Genomic DNA, 15,247 nt, shown 5'->3' with positions numbered 1-15,247 from the left:
CAGCTGTGTAGCGCCTGGACGGCCGCACGCAGCACTACTGGCGTGGCAAGTTTGACATCGACGGTCACCTCGCTGCCGCCCACCCGGCGCCAGTTCCGAACCGTGAGACATGCGGCCAATCGGCGCGATCTTTCCCAGATTGCCGCTCATGGCGACGCTTTCCCCTACACAGCTAAGAAGAAGCCTCGCAGCCTTCATTTTGCCCGCTTCTTAAGAGCTTGTTAAGAATTCATTCCTGTCGGAGGTCTCCATGGCGCTTGGCGCAACGCATCGCTTGCAGGACGGCGTCGTCGCCGTCGAAACCATGACGCGCTTTGCGCTTGCAGTCCTGGCCCTCGCCTCCGGCGTCTATACCTATCTCGGGGTCCGTAGCCTCCTCGACGGCTCACCGACGGCAGTCTTCTTTGCCGCCATCATCTACGCGGCTTCGGTGTCAGTCGCGATCTACGCCTTCTGGTCCTACATGGCGCGCTTCTACCCGCATGTCACAGGCGCCGCGGCGCGCGGTGCCATGATCGGCGTGATGGCGCTCGGCTGCGCCATGATCATCGCCATGTCGAGCTGGTTGAATGCGGCTGCCCTTGCCGGCTCTGCGGCGCTCGAACAGCATCTGGCAGAGACGGTGCAGGACTATACGGCCGACCTCGACCAGGCCCATCAGAACGCGCTCGCCGCACAAAGCCTGCTGCCGGACATCCAGCGCACATCGGAGCGCTTTTCAAGGCTTGCCGAGGACGAACGCCAGAGCGGAGCACTGACGGGAACGACAGGGTCCGGCAGCGTCGTACAGCTTCTATCGCAGATGTCGTCGCAGCTGAACGAACTGGAAACCGGCATCACCGCCTCCCGCGAGCGGGTGACGACACTCTTCGACCAGGGGCGCAGCCATCTGGAAACAATGCGTACTTTGGTCTCGGCGCCAGGGGCGGTGGCACCGCGTAGCGACGAGTTCTCCGCCGAGGTCGTGGCTCTCTCGGGCGTCATCACGTCTCTGCAACAGACCTCGATCGCCCCCTCCGTCAAGCGCGCGGCCGAAGATCTGTCGCTCGGCTTCATCGCGCCGGTCGCCGACGGCCAGGCGGCCGATCTAGCCGACCGCCAGGACCAGGTGATGCAGACGATCCGCGCGTCGGTCTCCGCCCAATCGCAGGTTCTTTCGCAAGCCGCAGACGACATCCTGGCACGAGAGCCGGTGGCGGAGCGTCGCTTCGTGCCCCTGTCCTCCGCGGAAGCCGTCCTGCGCTATGCCGCCGATTTCATCCCGGCCTGGGCCGGCGCAATCTCCATCGACCTGCTGCCCGCCGTTCTCGTCTTCATCCTGACAATCGTTCACGGTGCGATCCGGCGTCAGGATGAGCGGCTGCCCTTTGCCCAGCGGATAACCGCGGCAGAACTCTTGGAAGCGCTAGAGGTGCAGCGCGCGCTTGGCCGGCAGGGCATCTCCGTGGAGCAGGCCTTGCAGACAACGGAAACCGAGGACGAGCGCGCGCGGGCGGATTCCAACATCACCAGTCTCGACACATCGGCCAAGGCGCCGCGAAAGGGTCCGCCCGCGTGAACCGCTCCTCGCTTGCCCTGCGCCTGAAGACTGCCTTTCTCAGCGCCGACGACGGCCTGCTGATGCGCGGTGCATTCTTCGGGCTTCTCGCGGCGGCGGGGACATTCCTCTTCGTCGACCTGCGCGAAATGAGCCTCGCCAATGCGGCACGTCCCGGCCACGATCCGATGGCGACCGACGCGCCCGTGCTTCCGCCTGCTCTCACCGAAGGCGTACCTGGGGCACCGCCGATGGAACCGGAAACGTCTCGCGAAATCCTCCGTCGACCGATACGCTTCGAACTCCTGCCCGGCGGCATGCTGAAGGCGGAAGGATCGATCGACCCGGGAGCCGCCGACCGCTTCGCCGAGGAAATAGCGGCGCGGGGCGAATATGTGAAGGCGGTGACGCTCAATTCGCCGGGCGGCTCGGTCGAGGATGCGCTGACCATGTCGAAACTGATCCGGGAGAAGGGCCTGAACACGAAGGTTGCGACCAAGGCGCTCTGCGCGTCTTCCTGCCCCCTGGTGTTTGCCGGCGGCGTGGCGCGCGAAGCGGAAGAGAACGCCATCCTAGGCGTGCATCAGGTCTTCAATGCCGGCGAGGTGCGGCGGCCCTCTCCAGAACAGGCCATGTCCGGTGCCCAGAGCACGACCGCGCGCATTGCCCGACATCTGGATGAGATGGGCATCGGCAACGGGCTCTGGATCCACGCGCTCGAAACACCCCCGGACCGGCTCTACTACCTGACGCCGGAGGAGATGGCGGCGTTCAAGCTGATTACCACACCGGGGGCGACGGCAAAGCGGGCGGACTAGGTCCTGTTGGCCATGCCGCGACGGACCCCGCCATTGTGGGACGGCTCAGGGCAAGGCGCTGACGATCCGCAGCACACCGCCTTAGCATGCTGAGGCATATGATCGAGCGCTTATCAGAGTTCACCTCAATCATCGGTCTCGCGCTGTCCACATTCTCAATGCAGTCCGAACAGCCTCAGCAACTCCTCACGCTGACGGACAAAGCCGGGGGCGCTGCGATCGCGGGGGCGTGGAAGGTCGATGTCGATGAGCCTGGGTTCGCCGCCCTTTTCGCGTGGCAGGATCAAAATCCGGTCTGCGAGGAAGATCGCTTCTTCGAGATCATGGGTGACGAGCACAGTCGTCACGTCCTCCTCCTTCCAGATGCGCGCGAGTTCCTGCTGCATGCCGATCTTGGTCATGGCATCGAGCGCACCCAAGGGTTCGTCAAGCAGCAGAATCTCCGGCTGGACAGCGAGCGCGCGGGCAATGCCGACCCTTTGTGCCATGCCGCCAGATAGCTGGCGCGGATAGGCTGTCTCGAAGCCCTTCAGGCCAACGAGATCGACATAACGCTGGGAAACGAAACGCGACTCGTCGCGTGACAGGCCTCTTGCTTCCAAGCCAAAGCCGATATTGTCTATGACGGTCAGCCAGGGCAGCAGGCGTGGCTCCTGGAAGATGACCGCGCGCTCGGCGCCGACGCCACGGATACGGCGCCCGTCGATCAGTACGTCACCGCTGTCGGCGTCTTCGAGGCCGGCCAGGATCCGGAGAAGTGTCGTCTTGCCCGAGCCACTGGCTCCGACGATCGCCAGGCTCTCGCCGGAGCGGATGGTGAGATTGAGATCTTTCAGGACCGGTAGCGGCTGTCCGTTAAGGGTGAAGGTCTTGGAGAGGTGACGGATCGTCACCTCTCCTCGAATGCTGTTGGACTGAGCGAGCGCCATGTCTCAGTTGCTCGCCGTCTCGGAGGAATAGAGAATATCGTTGGCCGACAGTTGGCCTTCCTTCAGCTTGCCTTCGCGCACCAGAACGTCGATCCAGAACTGCAGGTCGCGCTCGACCGCCTTGCCGCCCGGACGCACACCATAACCTCGGAAATACTGGGCGATATCAGCGTTCTCGCCGCGCGTCGCCAGCGCCTTGGCGAAGATCACCCTGGTTTCCTCAGGATGCTCGCGCGCATAGTCAAGGGCGCGTTCGGACTGCTCGACGAAGACCTTGGCGGCTTCAGGATGTTTTTCGATGAAGTCGCGGCGCAGCACGATGAAGCCACCGGCGATTTCGCCCAGAACATCAGTGTCGTCGAAGATCGCACGGAGCCCACCCTTCTGCTTCGCCTCACCCTCGAAGGTCGTCTGCCAGTAGCCGAAGGCGGATACGTCGACCTGGCCCGAGCGCAAGACCTGTTCGAGCTGCGGGCCAGGGACGACGATCTGGTTGGCGGCGTCCGTTGGCAAACCGACAGAGTGCAGCGCTTCCCGGATCGTGTAGTCGAGATGGGCACCGAGCGTGTTGACCGCGACGGTCTTGCCGGCAATATCCTTGATGTCGCGGATGGGGCTGTCTTCCAGCACGTAGAAGATCGACTGGACCTCGTCGTTAATGCCGTTCGACGGATAGGCCGCAACGAAATCGTTGCCGCCGACGATGGAGTTCAAGACAGCAGACGTGGCAGCACTCCCGATTTCAACATCGCCCGAGGCGAGCGCGATGAGGGAGGCCGGGCCGCCGGTGGCATAGCCGACATTCTCGATGGTGATGCCGGTGCCATCGAAATAGCCGAGTTCGGCGGCGAGCTCATGGGCGGACAAGCCGCCCTGGCTGGCGAGATAACGGAACTTGGCCTCTTCGGCGGCGAAGGCGGAACCTGAGAGGACAAAGGTGAGCGCGGCCGAGAGGAGAAGTTTGCGGGAATGAAAGGTCATGGGAGTTTCCTTTGAAAGACGAGAAGCGAGGGAAGAATGCGATGCATGTCAGGCCCAGCGGCATAGGCGCCGCTGCAGGAGGACGAGAGCGGCATTGGCGGCGAGGCCGAGCAGTGCGAGAAGCAGGATTGCTGCAAACATCAGCGGAATCTGGAAGTTGTATTGGGCATTCATCACCTGGAAGCCGATACCCTTGTTGGCACCGATCATCTCGGCGGCGATGAGGAGCAGCAGCGCCGTTGTCGCGGAAAGGCGCAGCCCTACGAAGATCGCGGGGACCGATGCCGGCAGAACCACGCGGCGGAAGATCTGTAGAGAACCGGCACCATAGGTGCGGGCCATCTCGACCAGCTTGCGATCCACCTCCTTTACGCCGCCAATGGTCGACAAAAGGACTGGGAATAGCGTGGCCCAGAAGATCACGAAGATTTTGGACGTTTCACCCAGACCGAGTAGGAGGATGAAGACGGGATAGAGTGCGAGTGCCGAGGTCTGGCGGAAGAACTGCAGGAGGGGATCGAGCGCCCGCTCGACGGCCCTCACCTGCCCCATGAAGAGCCCGAGCGGGATGCCGAGCCCGACGGCTGAGACGAAGGCAATGCCCGATCGCTGCAGGCTGATGGCGATGTCGTCGACGAAAGCCCCTGAAGCGATTGCGGTCCACAAGGCACTGATGATCCGATCAAGCGGCGGAAAGACCGATGGGTTGACCCATCCAAAGGTGGAGGATGCCTGCCAGAGCGCCAGGAAGGTGATGACGATACCGTAGCGAGACAGAAACGGCGTGATAGTCGATGCCGCCTGGCTCAGCCAGCGCGGCGCGCGCGCCGCATCCGGGGAGAGGTCAAGGCCATAGGCCGTTCCGTGATGGATGTCTTCGTAGGACATGGGGGACCTCATTCGGCAGCCTGCACAACCGAGCGGTCAGCAGTGTAGCGGTTGATCGGGAACGGCAGACCGAGGTTTTCCCGCAGCGTTCGGCCCTCATAGGCGGTGCGGAACAGGCCCCGGCGCTGCAGTTCGGGGATGACGAGATCGACGAAATCGTCGAGGCCCGTCGGGAGCCAGGGCGGCAGGATGTTGAAGCCGTCAGCCGCTTCATTCTCGAACCATTGCTGCAGCGTATCGGCAATCTGCACGGGCGTTCCGACGATGGTGAAGTGACCGCGTGCCGATGCGACCCACTGGTAGAGCTGGCGGATCGAGAAATTGTTCTCGTCAGCAATCTGGCGGATCAGCGCCTGGCGGCTCTTCATTCCCTCTGTCGGCGGAGCCGGCGGAAGCGGGCCGTCGAGATCATAGCCCCTCAGATCGAGCGTTCCCCCCGTCAGGCCGTTGAGCAGGCCGATGCCGTCTTCCTCCAGGATGAGAGAGGTCAGGCGATCGTATTTCTCGCGCGCCTCTTCCTCCGTGCGGCCGACAAAGGGCGAAACACCGGGCATGACCAGCACGTGGTCAGGATTGCGGCCGAGGCCACGGGCGCGGTTCTTGATGTCGCGGTAAAATTCCTGCGCCGTCTCGATGTGCTGGTGCGCTGTGAAGATCACCTCTGCCGTTGCTGCTGCCAGGCCGCGACCGTCATCGGACTGACCGGCCTGCACAATGACCGGATGCCCCTGCCTGGAGCGCGAGACGTTGAGCGGTCCCTTGACCTTGAAATGCTCGCCCTTGTGATCGGTGTCGTGAAGCTTGGCGGGGTTGAAGAAGACGCCGGCGTCCTTGTCGCGGATGAAGGCATCGTCCTCAAAACTGTCCCAGAGCTTCTTTACGACATGGACATGCTCGGCAGCACGCTTGTAGCGGTCGGCATGCGGGAGCTGCTGATCACGGTTGAAATTCTGCGCCGTAGCATCGCCAGTAGTCGTCACCACATTCCATCCGGCCCGACCGTCCGAGATAAGATCGAGGGAGGCGAATTTACGCGCCGTGTTGTAAGGCTCCTCGTAGGTCGTCGAAGCCGTCGCAATGAAACCGAGATGGGTAGTGAACGGGGCAAGCGCGGAAAACAGCGTAACGGGCTCGAAGCCGGCGACCCTTGCATTGCCGCCTTCCCGCGCGCCGCCGAAGCCGACGGCCAGACCGTCGGCAAGGAAGTAGGCGTCGAACAATCCCCTCTCGGCCGTCAGAGCCAACTGCTTGTGAAACTCGAAGCTGACGGCACCGTCGACCGGCTGATCCGGATGCCGCCAGGAGGCGACATGCTGTCCGCCGCCGGGAAGGAATGCGCCCAATCTGATCTTGCGTGTCATGGCTGGTCCTCTCTCAGTCGATGATCGAATGCAAGCAACCTACATTGTCTATAATAAATATAGAGAAATAGGATTGCGAAGATTTAGCCGCTTGGCGAATGGATTTTCGAATGTGACGCCGATGTAAGGCATCTGCGACGCTGACCCCAAAAAGCTGAGGCCGTTCGCTAACCCAGATCCGGAAACGGCTTGAACGCTTACTTCATAAAAACTATGTACGATAAGCAAAATTACCCTCAGGGCCTTCGGCCGGATATCTCCGCAATGCTCACCAACAAAGGCAAATATGGTCTGAAAGCGCTGGTCGACCTCGCAGGTCTGGAACCAGGACAGACGGCATTCGTGACCGACATCGCGACGCGCAACAATATCCCGAAGAAATTTCTCGACACGATCCTCTTGGAACTGCGCAACAACGGCTTCCTGCGCTCGAAAAAGGGTCCCAATGGCGGCTACGCGCTGTCAAAGCCCGCCGATGAGATCATGATCGGCCAGGTCATCCGCGCCCTTGACGGGCCGCTTGCGCCGATCCGTTGCGCCAGTCGCACGGCATTCGAAGCCTGTGACGACTGCCGGGACCCGGCATCATGCCAGATCCGGATTTCCATGACGCAGGTTCGTGATGCGATGGCCGCCGTTCTCGACACAATGTCGCTCACGCAATTCGTGGCATCCGAACAGCCTGGTCAGGATCAGGTCGCTGGCGAATGATCGCCAGAACAGCGCAAACGCGCCGTGTCCAGCGCGAGGCAAAACCGATCGATCTGCGCAAAGTCGATCGGGGGATCGTCAACCTGAATGCCATCGATAAGCGAGGCTGCCTTCTGGATCATCGCGTCCAAAAGTTCGAGCTCGATTGCGACAGAGGGATCTGCCGCAGTGGTCTGCGTCATCGCCCCGACTTTACCGCGGGCGGAAGCGGCCATCAGAAATGCCGTCATCAGACGCGCGAGACTTTCTGCGTTTTCTCCAAGGGAAAGAATGAAGTCGGGGTGGACAGTCAGTTCCGTCTTAGCATCTTCATCACGCAATGACACCCGCGTCTGATCCAGGATGGCGGCCACCGGTTCGGAACCGGCACCAAATGCTCTCACGATTTGCCAGTCAGCCGAAGTGATCGCGCGATCCGATCCACCACCAGGCTCCAGAGCAAAGGCCAGACCCGACTGCACCAGCCTCGGTGGCAAAGAGCCTTCTCGTTGGAATGCGAACTCGAAGACGTCGCCCAGCACGACACGTCCGTAGATCGCCTTGCGCTGCTCTGTCGATCCGCTGGTCCGAACCAGTTCCAGGGCAACGAGATGCCTGAGAAGTCGCTCCGCCGCTGCAGTGCTCCAAGTTACGAGCCGGCTGACGGCCTCGGCAACAATCAGGTTTGAGATGTCCGCTCCCCCAAAGCTCGCGGGAATGGACATGGCGAGAAGCCCACTTGCGGGAAGAATCGAGGCCTGGTCCGAATGGGCGCCAATCGCCAACTCTCCCAGGCGCTCGAGTGCGGCCACGACGTCCCCCTCCCTATTCAGCGCAGGTGGAACAGGTCGCAATCGATCAGCCGTCGATACCATCATGCAGGCGCTCCTCCACTAGAAGATCGATGTCACGTCACCGTGTGGTACTTGCCATTCTGATACAGCAATGAACTGCCACCGCTGAGGCGTATCGAAAGCACTCGGCCAATCAGGATAACATGGCTGTGTCGCTCGATCGCCTCCTCGACCTCGCAGTCGAGTGCTGCAATCGCATCTTCCAGGACTGGCGCTCCGCTGGCAAGGGTGGTCCATTCGGCCCCGACATAACGCTCAGGCCCTCTCAAGCCCCCGACGCCGGCAAAACGGTTTGCTAAGTCCTGATGATCGGCACCGATCACATTGACCGCGAAATGACGAAAGCGCTCAATGACGGGCCAGGTCGAGGAGGATCTGTTGAGCGACACCAACATGCACGGAGGATCGACAGACAGGGCTGTCGCAGACGTGACAGTCGCTCCGGAGCGCTCTGCGCCCTCTCCTGCCGTGATCACACTGACGCCGCCGCCCAGCGTTCTCAAAGCTTCCTTTAAACCAGCCGCGTCGGCTGGACGATCGGACACAGGGCGAATGCGGGCTTCACTGAACTCGCTCGCGATAAAAACGTTCATCTGGCTTCTCCGTGCAGACTGCCTCTGAGCAATGGGTAACAGCCGGGGAACTCAATCAGTAGACAAGCGTTTTTAATCTACATATATTTTATAGAAAATATGCCCAGTTCTGCCCCCCCGCGAAACGGAAGGAAGACTGCCATGTTGAAGATCAGGATATCCTCACCGAGACTGCAGGCGCGAGCCACACGCCCCGCCTCCCGCATCGCGATCATCGGCGGCGGATATACCGGCGCCATCATTGCCAAGCTTCTGGTCGAGCGTGGGCTGCGAGATGTCGAAGAGATTACCGTCTTCGAGCCTCGCGATCAGCTCGGATGTGGCCTCGCCTATGATGCCCAAAACAACGATGTCCGCCTCAACGTCGCAGCACACAGAATGCGCGCTATCCCCGGCGCGCCGACTGCCTTTCTCGACTGGCTTCAAACGAGTGGAACACTCACAGTCGACCCTCAGGCGATCACGCAGGAAGGCATCTTCGCGCGCCGCAGAGATTTTGGGCGGTTCATGCAGGCACAATTGGCGCCTTTTCTGGACAGTGGTGCGATCTGCCACGTGCGACAAGCCGTTCGGACTGTTGATCGCCAGAACGAGCAGTGGCGGATCACATGCTCCAGCGTCGACACGACCCTGGCCGATATCCTGATCCTCGCCACAGGGCATCCTCCCGCATCAAGGTCGGCCGTGCTAGACCGACTTAATCCTGTAACCGCGGCTCGTGTAAGCGATGTCTTTGCTCTTAATGCATTCAATGGCATTGGAAATTCCGATCCCATCCTGATCGTCGGTTCGGGCCTGACGGCTATCGATGCCCTTTCCCGCCTAAACGCCATCGGCCACAACGGCAATGTCACGCTTCTCTCTCGCACTGGCCTAACCCCAAGACCGCACGCCGGCGGCGGGTTTTCACCGTTCGGTGACTTTCGCAGCACCGAGCTGACCTCTGCCAGAAAGCTCCTGGCAAAGGTGCGGGCGACAATTGCAGATGCACAAGCGCAGGGCATTCCCTGGCAATCCGTTTTCGATGCGCTGCGACAGCATGCGCAGGAACTCTGGCAAGGTCTGCCGACGGGTGAGCGACAAAAATTTCTGCGACGCCTTCGACGCTTCTACGACGTCCACCGCTATCGTATGCCGCCACAGGGAGCCGCCATCCTGGAATTGGGCCTCGATACAGGCCGCGTCAGGGTGGAGAGGGGTGATCTAACATCCATTGCCCAAGATGGGCAAAGCCTCCTCGCCGCGATCGAAACCCGCAACGGCAGGACTGAGGTTCGCTGTCGCCGCATCCTTCTGGCAACGGGGCCGGAATCCCGGAGCTATGCAATCCACCAGAGGTTTCTGCTCGGCATGAATCGGGATGGCCTCATACAGTCGGACCAGTTCGGCCTGGGCTTGGCCTGCGACACGGTGGGCAGGACGCTCACCGTTTCAGGCGCGCCAAACACAAGCCTCTTCATCGCCGGTCCTCCCGCCCGGCCCGCGTTGGGAGAGCTTACTGGCGTGCCCGAGATTGCGGCCCAGGCTGTGAACATGGTGGACCGGATCATCCACTGTTGTGCACGCGAGACGAGGACCATCGTAATCAGCCCATCGGTGTGATCGGCTACCGTTTGATAACAATGTATGGGATCGTGAAGAAACAATTTGGAGCCGGCGGTTACAGCAATGCAAGCGAAATCGTCCGGGCCGCTCCATCGATGCTTGAGGAGAGCGACGCAGCCGGCGAATGTTGGCTGTGGTCGCTATGAAAAACCGGTGGCAAACTCCACGATTGGCTTCCGAGACAGGCCAGTGTCCGCAATGCCGGCGACTATGTTGACGGTGTGCTCGCTTTCATCGCGGCTGAGAGCTCTCCAGACCGAGGTACAGTCCGCGCAGGTCCCGTTCTTGTCGTGTGGGCGTGTGGGCGCGATATCGCCGAAGACGTTCTAGAAGAACGAAACCAATAAATCTCATCATCGGCGGGAAGACACCGCGACCCCGTGTAAGGTGCTTGCCAATGGACGGGCCCACAGAGTATGGAAGGTAAACCTATCGCAAAGCCTTACCAAGGAGCATCGCTTGCAAGTCCTAGTCCGTGATAACAATGTTGATCAGGCGCTACGTGTGCTGAAGAAGCGCCTTCAGCAGGAAGGCGTTTTTCGCGAAATGCGCCTTCGCGAGAGCTATGAAAAGCCATCAGTGAAGCGCGCCCGAGAAAAGGCAGAGGGTATCCGCCGGGTCCGTAAGCTTGCTCAGAAGAAGCTGAACCGTGAACTGGGGATCGTAGCTCCCAAAAAGCCAAGGCCTGCTCCGCGAGCCAAACCCGCGTCGGTTTGAACGATCGGCATAACGGCAACCCTCGACGGCACCACAATGTGGAAGCCGATCATGAGTGTTTCTGCGCCTCGGCAAGCGGTCCGCAGGATACCGGCGCCTGGTAGATAATTCAGGTGCTGGTAAATCTTGCTTTTCCAATTGGAACGCCTTGAACAGATACGAACCGCAGCCCCACCACTCTAAGCCTGCTGCCCTCACAGACTGCAAACATGGCGAAGTACCCGGACCAATTAGATCCGGGCGCCACCCGTCGCATCGATCATCTGGCCCGTCGTCCAACGCGCATCGTTCGATGCGAGAAAGGCGATCACGTCAGCGACGTCCTCCGCTTTTCCGACACGGGAGAAGACCGAGAGAGCTTCGGCGCCGGCGCGCGCATCCGGCGATGCCAGCCACTCGGCATTCATATCCGTCTCCGTCACACCTGGCAGCACGGCGTTGACCGTAATCCCGCGAGCAGCAAATTCAGGTGCCAACGCTAGTGTCAATGTCTCCAGCGCCCCCTTTGAAGCCGCATAGGCCGGATGGGTCGGCGCCGCAATCCGCGTAAAACCAGTGGAGACATTGATGATACGGCCATTGTCACGGATATGGTCAGCCACTGCCTGGATCAGGAAGAACGGCGCCTTGTAGTTGATCGTCATCAATTCGTCGAAAGCAGCTTCGCTCGGCTGCTTCAACGGCAGTGCGGGCGCGATGCCGGCATTGTTCACCAGAATATCGAGAGCGGACGAGCCCGTTTCGATACGCGCGGCTTCGCTGAACTGCGCCCAGAGTTTGTCGGCTGCGTCCTTGCCCTTCCTGAGGTCGGCCTTCACAGCGACGGCCTTGACGCCAAGTGCCTCGATATCACTTATGGTGGCATTGGCCGCATCTGCGTTGGCGGTATAGTGCACGCCAATCAGCGCCGCACCCTCCTTCGCAAACGCAAGAGCAACCGCGCGGCCGATGCCGCGCGAACTTCCAGTGATGAGGGCTATCTTGTTTGCCAGTCTTTGGGACAGGGATCGCTCCGTTGCTAAATTAAATAGTGATCTGTACAATAAGAACTGAAAGCCACCTGTCAACAATTTAATAGGGGTCGATATTTTAATGACAGATCCAGTCCGCAAAAGAGGCAGACCGCGCGTGCTCGATCGCGACGTAGGGCTCGACATCGCGGCACGCTTGTTCTGGGAACGCGGCTACGAAGGAACCTCGACGGCCGACCTCACGAAGGCCATGGGGATCAATCCGCCGACTCTCTATTCGATGTTTGGATCAAAGGAGGAATTGTATCGTCAGGCGCTCGATTTCAGCATTGCCCGTGAAAACAGCCGCCGGTCGGAAACTTTAGCATCCCGCCTTCCCGCTTACGACGCCCTGAGCCTCTACCTCTACGATATCGCCGATGGCGACACACAGCCGGATAAGCCGCGAGGTTGCATGGTCTCGACGGCCGTCCTGCAGCATGCGGAAGAAAACGGATCCGTCGCGCGGATGACAGCGGCCTTGCGCGAAGCGTCGATGCAGACCCTCAAAGCCCGCTTCGACCGGGCCGTCGAGGAAGGCGAATTGCCGGCGCAAACCGATACCGATACGCTCGCGCGCTTCTATGGAGCGATTATCCAGGGCATGTCCGCCCAAGCCTGCGATGGCGCCTGCAATACGCGGCTGAAGCGACTGATTGATCTCGCTCTCACGGCCTGGCCTGGGAAACGTAGCGCCTAAAGGGGAATTAGGGCCGAAGACACGTGACCTCCTGTGTTGACCGCGAACGTCACAGAGTTTTTTCGTTAGTTTGCCCATGGGCGCCGTGAAGGGATCGAAACTTACAAGCCTGTCCGCCACGGCGCTGTTATTACTGGCTATCAGCAATCTCGCACAGCGTGCTCACGGATCAGGTGTATCAATGCCCGCAGCTTTGAGGGCACATGCCGTCGCTGGGAGAAGTAAAGACTGAGGCCTGGATAGGAGGGTGACCAGTCTTCGAGAACTGGAATGAGTTGGCCCGATGCGAGGTGGGGCGCTAGGGCGTGTTCACCAAGGTAGGCGAGCCCGAACCCGGCAAGGGTTGCCTCAAGGATCAGGTCCGACGCATCGAACGTCAGGTGACCCGAGACATCGATTATGTGAGTTTCACCGTGCTTTTCAAACTCCCAGCGATAAAGCCTTCCGCCATTCATGCGCATTTGAATGCAGCGATACTGGGACAGGTCACTGGGCACAACAGGCTTGTCACGACCTTCGAAATAGTGCGGTGATCCGACGACAAAAGATCGCATTTTCGGAATGATCGGCACCGCGACCATGTCGGGGGAAATCGCTTCGGTGAGACGAATGCCGGCATCGAACCCTTTGCCAACAACATCGACCAGCGCATTCTCGGTGACGACTTCCAGTTCCACTTCCGGGTAGCGTCGGGCGTACTCCAGGAGAAGCGGGCGCATCAGGATGCGGGCTGCGCCCGGCGCCATGTTCAGCCGCAACCTTCCCGACGGCCGATCGGCATGTTCCCCGACACTCTCGATAGCTTTTTCCAGCGTCTGCAAGGCCGGCACGATTTCGGACAGGAATTGCTCTCCTGCCGCGGAAAGGGCAACGCTGCGCGTAGTGCGGTTGAACAGCCTAACGGCGAGGCGCTCCTCCAGCGCCGCGATTGCATGGCTCAAAGCCGATGAGGACATGCCGAGTTCTCGCGCAGCAGCCCGGAATCCGCCATGGCGTGCCACAGCGGCGACCGCCTCCAGTTCGACGAGGCTTGCTCTCATTGCGCGATCCAGTTCATCAGCTCGTCCAATTTTGTCCTACTATTCACAACACATATCGCAGGCCATTTTTCCCGTGAAGTCATCGCAGGAGAAACGACATGCATATCATCGATCGCATTTACATTGACGGCGCGTTCGTCGAACCCCATGGCGACCAATGGGCGCCGCTCTTCAATCCGGCAACAGAGGAACAAATCGGGACCGTGCGTCTTGCAAATGCGCACGATGCCGATCGCGCAGTTGCGGCCGCCAAGCGGGCATTTCTGGCCTTTTCCATTACCACCAAGGAAGAACGAATCGATATGCTGCACAGGCTGCATGCCGCCGTGGCTGCCCGTGGAAACGATCTCATTGACGCCATGCGTGAGGAATATGGAGCACCGTCGAACTTCATCGACTTCTCAGCGCCAAGAGCGGGCAACGTCTTCTTGGAAATGGCAAAGACACTTGAAGGCTATGAATTCAGACGCCGTATCGGGACTGCAGAGGTTGAGATGCGGCCCTCCGGTGTCACGGTGGCCATTACCCCCTGGAACAGCAACTATGGCTTTATCTGCGGAAAGCTGTCCGCTGCCATTGCTGCGGGCGCCACCATGGTGATCAAACCTTCGGAGATGAGCGCCGTCCAGACCCAGGTGATCACGGAATGCCTGCATGCGGCCGGTCTGCCCAAAGGGGTCTTCAATATCGTCACCGGCTATGGCGCCGTGGTCGGGTCCGCGCTGACCGCGCACCGCGATGTGTCAAAAATCACCTTCACAGGGTCCACGGCCACAGGCCGTACGATTGTCCGCACGGCCGCGGACACCATGAAGCGTGTGACGATGGAACTTGGCGGCAAGAGCCCCAGCATCATTCTCGACGATGCCGATCTAGACGTCGCAGTCCCGCAAGTGTTGGCAGCCGGCTTCCTCAACAGTGGGCAGGCCTGCATAGCCGGAACCCGCATTCTAGCGCCCGAGAGCAAGTTCAAGGAAACCGAAGCCCGTCTCCGGGAGGCAGTCAAGGAATTCAAGGTGGGCGACCCCAAGGACAAAAGCGTCCGCGTCGGCCCGATGGTCAGCCAGAAACAATGGGAGCGCGTGCAGTCCTATATCAGGCTGGGCCAGGAAGAAGGTGCCAGCCTGCTCGCCGGCGGCGAGGGCCGGCCGGAAGGGCTTTCACGCGGCTGGTTTGTTCGTCCCACCGTCTTTACCGGCGTGAACAACAGCATGCGCATCGCCCGCGAAGAGATCTTCGGACCGGTCCTTTCCCTCATTCCGTACCGCTGTGAGGAAGAGGCCATCACGATCGCAAACGACACCGACTACGGCCTGCAGGCCCAGGTCTTCTCATCGGACATCACCCGGGCACGGCGTGTGGCGGACCGGATCGAGGCCGGTCGCGTCATCCTCAATGGCGCCCCGCACGAACCAATGGCACCGTTTGGCGGCTTCAAGCAATCCGGTTTCGGACGGGAATTCGGCGTCTTCGGCCTTGAGGCCTTTCTTGAACCCCGCGCAGTCCTTGGCTGAGGGGCGAATC

General features: G+C 60.6%; 16 protein-coding genes. 7 read left to right on the top strand and 9 right to left on the bottom strand.

The window, feature by feature from the left end; genetic code table 11:
* The first annotated feature begins 250 nt into the window (after positions 1–250).
* Together LQ231_RS21590 and LQ231_RS21585 are read left to right on the top strand one after the other, a co-directional pair.
* Positions 251–1,558 carry a hypothetical protein gene (locus LQ231_RS21590; RefSeq protein WP_230173857.1) on the top strand — a complete coding sequence of 436 codons (1,308 nt, stop codon included), beginning with the start codon at positions 251–253 and terminating at the stop codon, positions 1,556–1,558.
* A gap of 62 nt (positions 1,559–1,620) precedes the next feature.
* Positions 1,621–2,355, top strand: a complete 735-nt coding sequence (locus LQ231_RS21585; RefSeq protein WP_230175002.1) for a hypothetical protein — start codon at positions 1,621–1,623, stop codon at positions 2,353–2,355.
* A gap of 155 nt (positions 2,356–2,510) precedes the next feature.
* On the opposite strand, the gene LQ231_RS21580 is transcribed toward LQ231_RS21585, so the two are convergent.
* From LQ231_RS21580 to LQ231_RS21565, 4 genes are read right to left on the bottom strand one after another with little or no spacing between them, the layout of a single operon-like run.
* Positions 2,511–3,284, bottom strand: a complete 774-nt coding sequence (locus tag LQ231_RS21580) for an ABC transporter ATP-binding protein (protein WP_230173856.1) — start codon at positions 3,282–3,284, stop codon at positions 2,511–2,513.
* Between the two features lie 3 nt (positions 3,285–3,287).
* Positions 3,288–4,265 carry an ABC transporter substrate-binding protein gene (locus LQ231_RS21575; protein ID WP_230173855.1) on the bottom strand — a complete coding sequence of 326 codons (978 nt, stop codon included), beginning with the start codon at positions 4,263–4,265 and terminating at the stop codon, positions 3,288–3,290.
* A 48-nt stretch (positions 4,266–4,313) separates the two neighbouring features.
* A complete protein-coding gene (locus tag LQ231_RS21570) occupies positions 4,314–5,153 on the bottom strand; it encodes an ABC transporter permease (protein ID WP_230173853.1) in 840 nt (279 codons plus the stop codon).
* A gap of 8 nt (positions 5,154–5,161) precedes the next feature.
* Positions 5,162–6,514 carry an LLM class flavin-dependent oxidoreductase gene (locus LQ231_RS21565; protein ID WP_230173851.1) on the bottom strand — a complete coding sequence of 451 codons (1,353 nt, stop codon included), beginning with the start codon at positions 6,512–6,514 and terminating at the stop codon, positions 5,162–5,164.
* 264 nt (positions 6,515–6,778) lie between these two features.
* Between LQ231_RS21565 and LQ231_RS21560 the strand changes: the two genes are divergently transcribed.
* Positions 6,779–7,225 carry an Rrf2 family transcriptional regulator gene (locus LQ231_RS21560; protein ID WP_230173850.1) on the top strand — a complete coding sequence of 149 codons (447 nt, stop codon included), beginning with the start codon at positions 6,779–6,781 and terminating at the stop codon, positions 7,223–7,225.
* On the opposite strand, the gene LQ231_RS21555 is transcribed toward LQ231_RS21560, so the two are convergent.
* From LQ231_RS21555 to LQ231_RS21545, 3 genes are all read right to left on the bottom strand, one after another.
* Positions 7,207–8,016, bottom strand: coding sequence for a hypothetical protein (locus LQ231_RS21555; protein ID WP_230173848.1), 810 nt, complete (start codon positions 8,014–8,016; stop codon positions 7,207–7,209). The genes LQ231_RS21560 and LQ231_RS21555 overlap by 19 nt on opposite strands.
* A gap of 95 nt (positions 8,017–8,111) precedes the next feature.
* Complete coding sequence (locus LQ231_RS21550; protein WP_230173846.1) at positions 8,112–8,651, bottom strand: flavin reductase family protein; 540 nt, start codon at positions 8,649–8,651, stop codon at positions 8,112–8,114.
* Positions 8,652–8,813: 162 nt separating this feature from the next.
* Positions 8,814–8,993 carry a hypothetical protein gene (locus LQ231_RS21545; protein ID WP_230175087.1) on the bottom strand — a complete coding sequence of 60 codons (180 nt, stop codon included), beginning with the start codon at positions 8,991–8,993 and terminating at the stop codon, positions 8,814–8,816.
* Here LQ231_RS21545 and LQ231_RS21540 point away from each other — a divergent pair.
* Entirely contained in the window at positions 8,919–10,253 is a 1,335-nt protein-coding gene (locus tag LQ231_RS21540) for an FAD/NAD(P)-binding protein (RefSeq protein WP_230175001.1), read from the top strand. The two genes, LQ231_RS21545 and LQ231_RS21540, sit on opposite strands and share 75 nt — an antisense overlap.
* A 462-nt stretch (positions 10,254–10,715) precedes the next feature.
* Positions 10,716–10,973 (top strand): 30S ribosomal protein S21, encoded by a 258-nt coding sequence (gene rpsU, locus LQ231_RS21535; RefSeq protein WP_113139936.1) that lies wholly within the window; start codon positions 10,716–10,718, stop codon positions 10,971–10,973.
* Between the two features lie 230 nt (positions 10,974–11,203).
* Here rpsU and LQ231_RS21530 read toward each other — a convergent pair whose 3' ends face one another.
* Positions 11,204–11,977, bottom strand: coding sequence for an SDR family oxidoreductase (locus tag LQ231_RS21530; protein ID WP_230175000.1), 774 nt, complete (start codon positions 11,975–11,977; stop codon positions 11,204–11,206).
* A gap of 88 nt (positions 11,978–12,065) precedes the next feature.
* On the opposite strand from LQ231_RS21530, the gene LQ231_RS21525 reads away from it, so the two are divergent.
* The gene (locus LQ231_RS21525; protein ID WP_230173844.1) at positions 12,066–12,683 is read left to right on the top strand and encodes a TetR/AcrR family transcriptional regulator; all 618 of its coding nucleotides are present in this window, start codon (positions 12,066–12,068) and stop codon (positions 12,681–12,683) included.
* A 140-nt stretch (positions 12,684–12,823) separates the two neighbouring features.
* On the opposite strand, the gene LQ231_RS21520 is transcribed toward LQ231_RS21525, so the two are convergent.
* The gene (locus LQ231_RS21520) at positions 12,824–13,723 is read right to left on the bottom strand and encodes a LysR family transcriptional regulator (RefSeq protein WP_230173843.1); all 900 of its coding nucleotides are present in this window, start codon (positions 13,721–13,723) and stop codon (positions 12,824–12,826) included.
* 98 nt (positions 13,724–13,821) lie between these two features.
* On the opposite strand from LQ231_RS21520, the gene LQ231_RS21515 reads away from it, so the two are divergent.
* On the top strand, positions 13,822–15,237 hold the full coding sequence (locus tag LQ231_RS21515; RefSeq protein ID WP_230173842.1) for an aldehyde dehydrogenase family protein: 1,416 nt from the start codon (positions 13,822–13,824) through the stop codon (positions 15,235–15,237).
* The last annotated feature ends 10 nt before the right edge of the window (positions 15,238–15,247 follow it).

This window comes from Rhizobium sp. CECT 9324 (assembly GCF_918741265.1).
Lineage (GTDB): Bacteria > Pseudomonadota > Alphaproteobacteria > Rhizobiales > Rhizobiaceae > Allorhizobium.
This window is presented reverse-complemented; position numbering and strand designations above follow the sequence as displayed.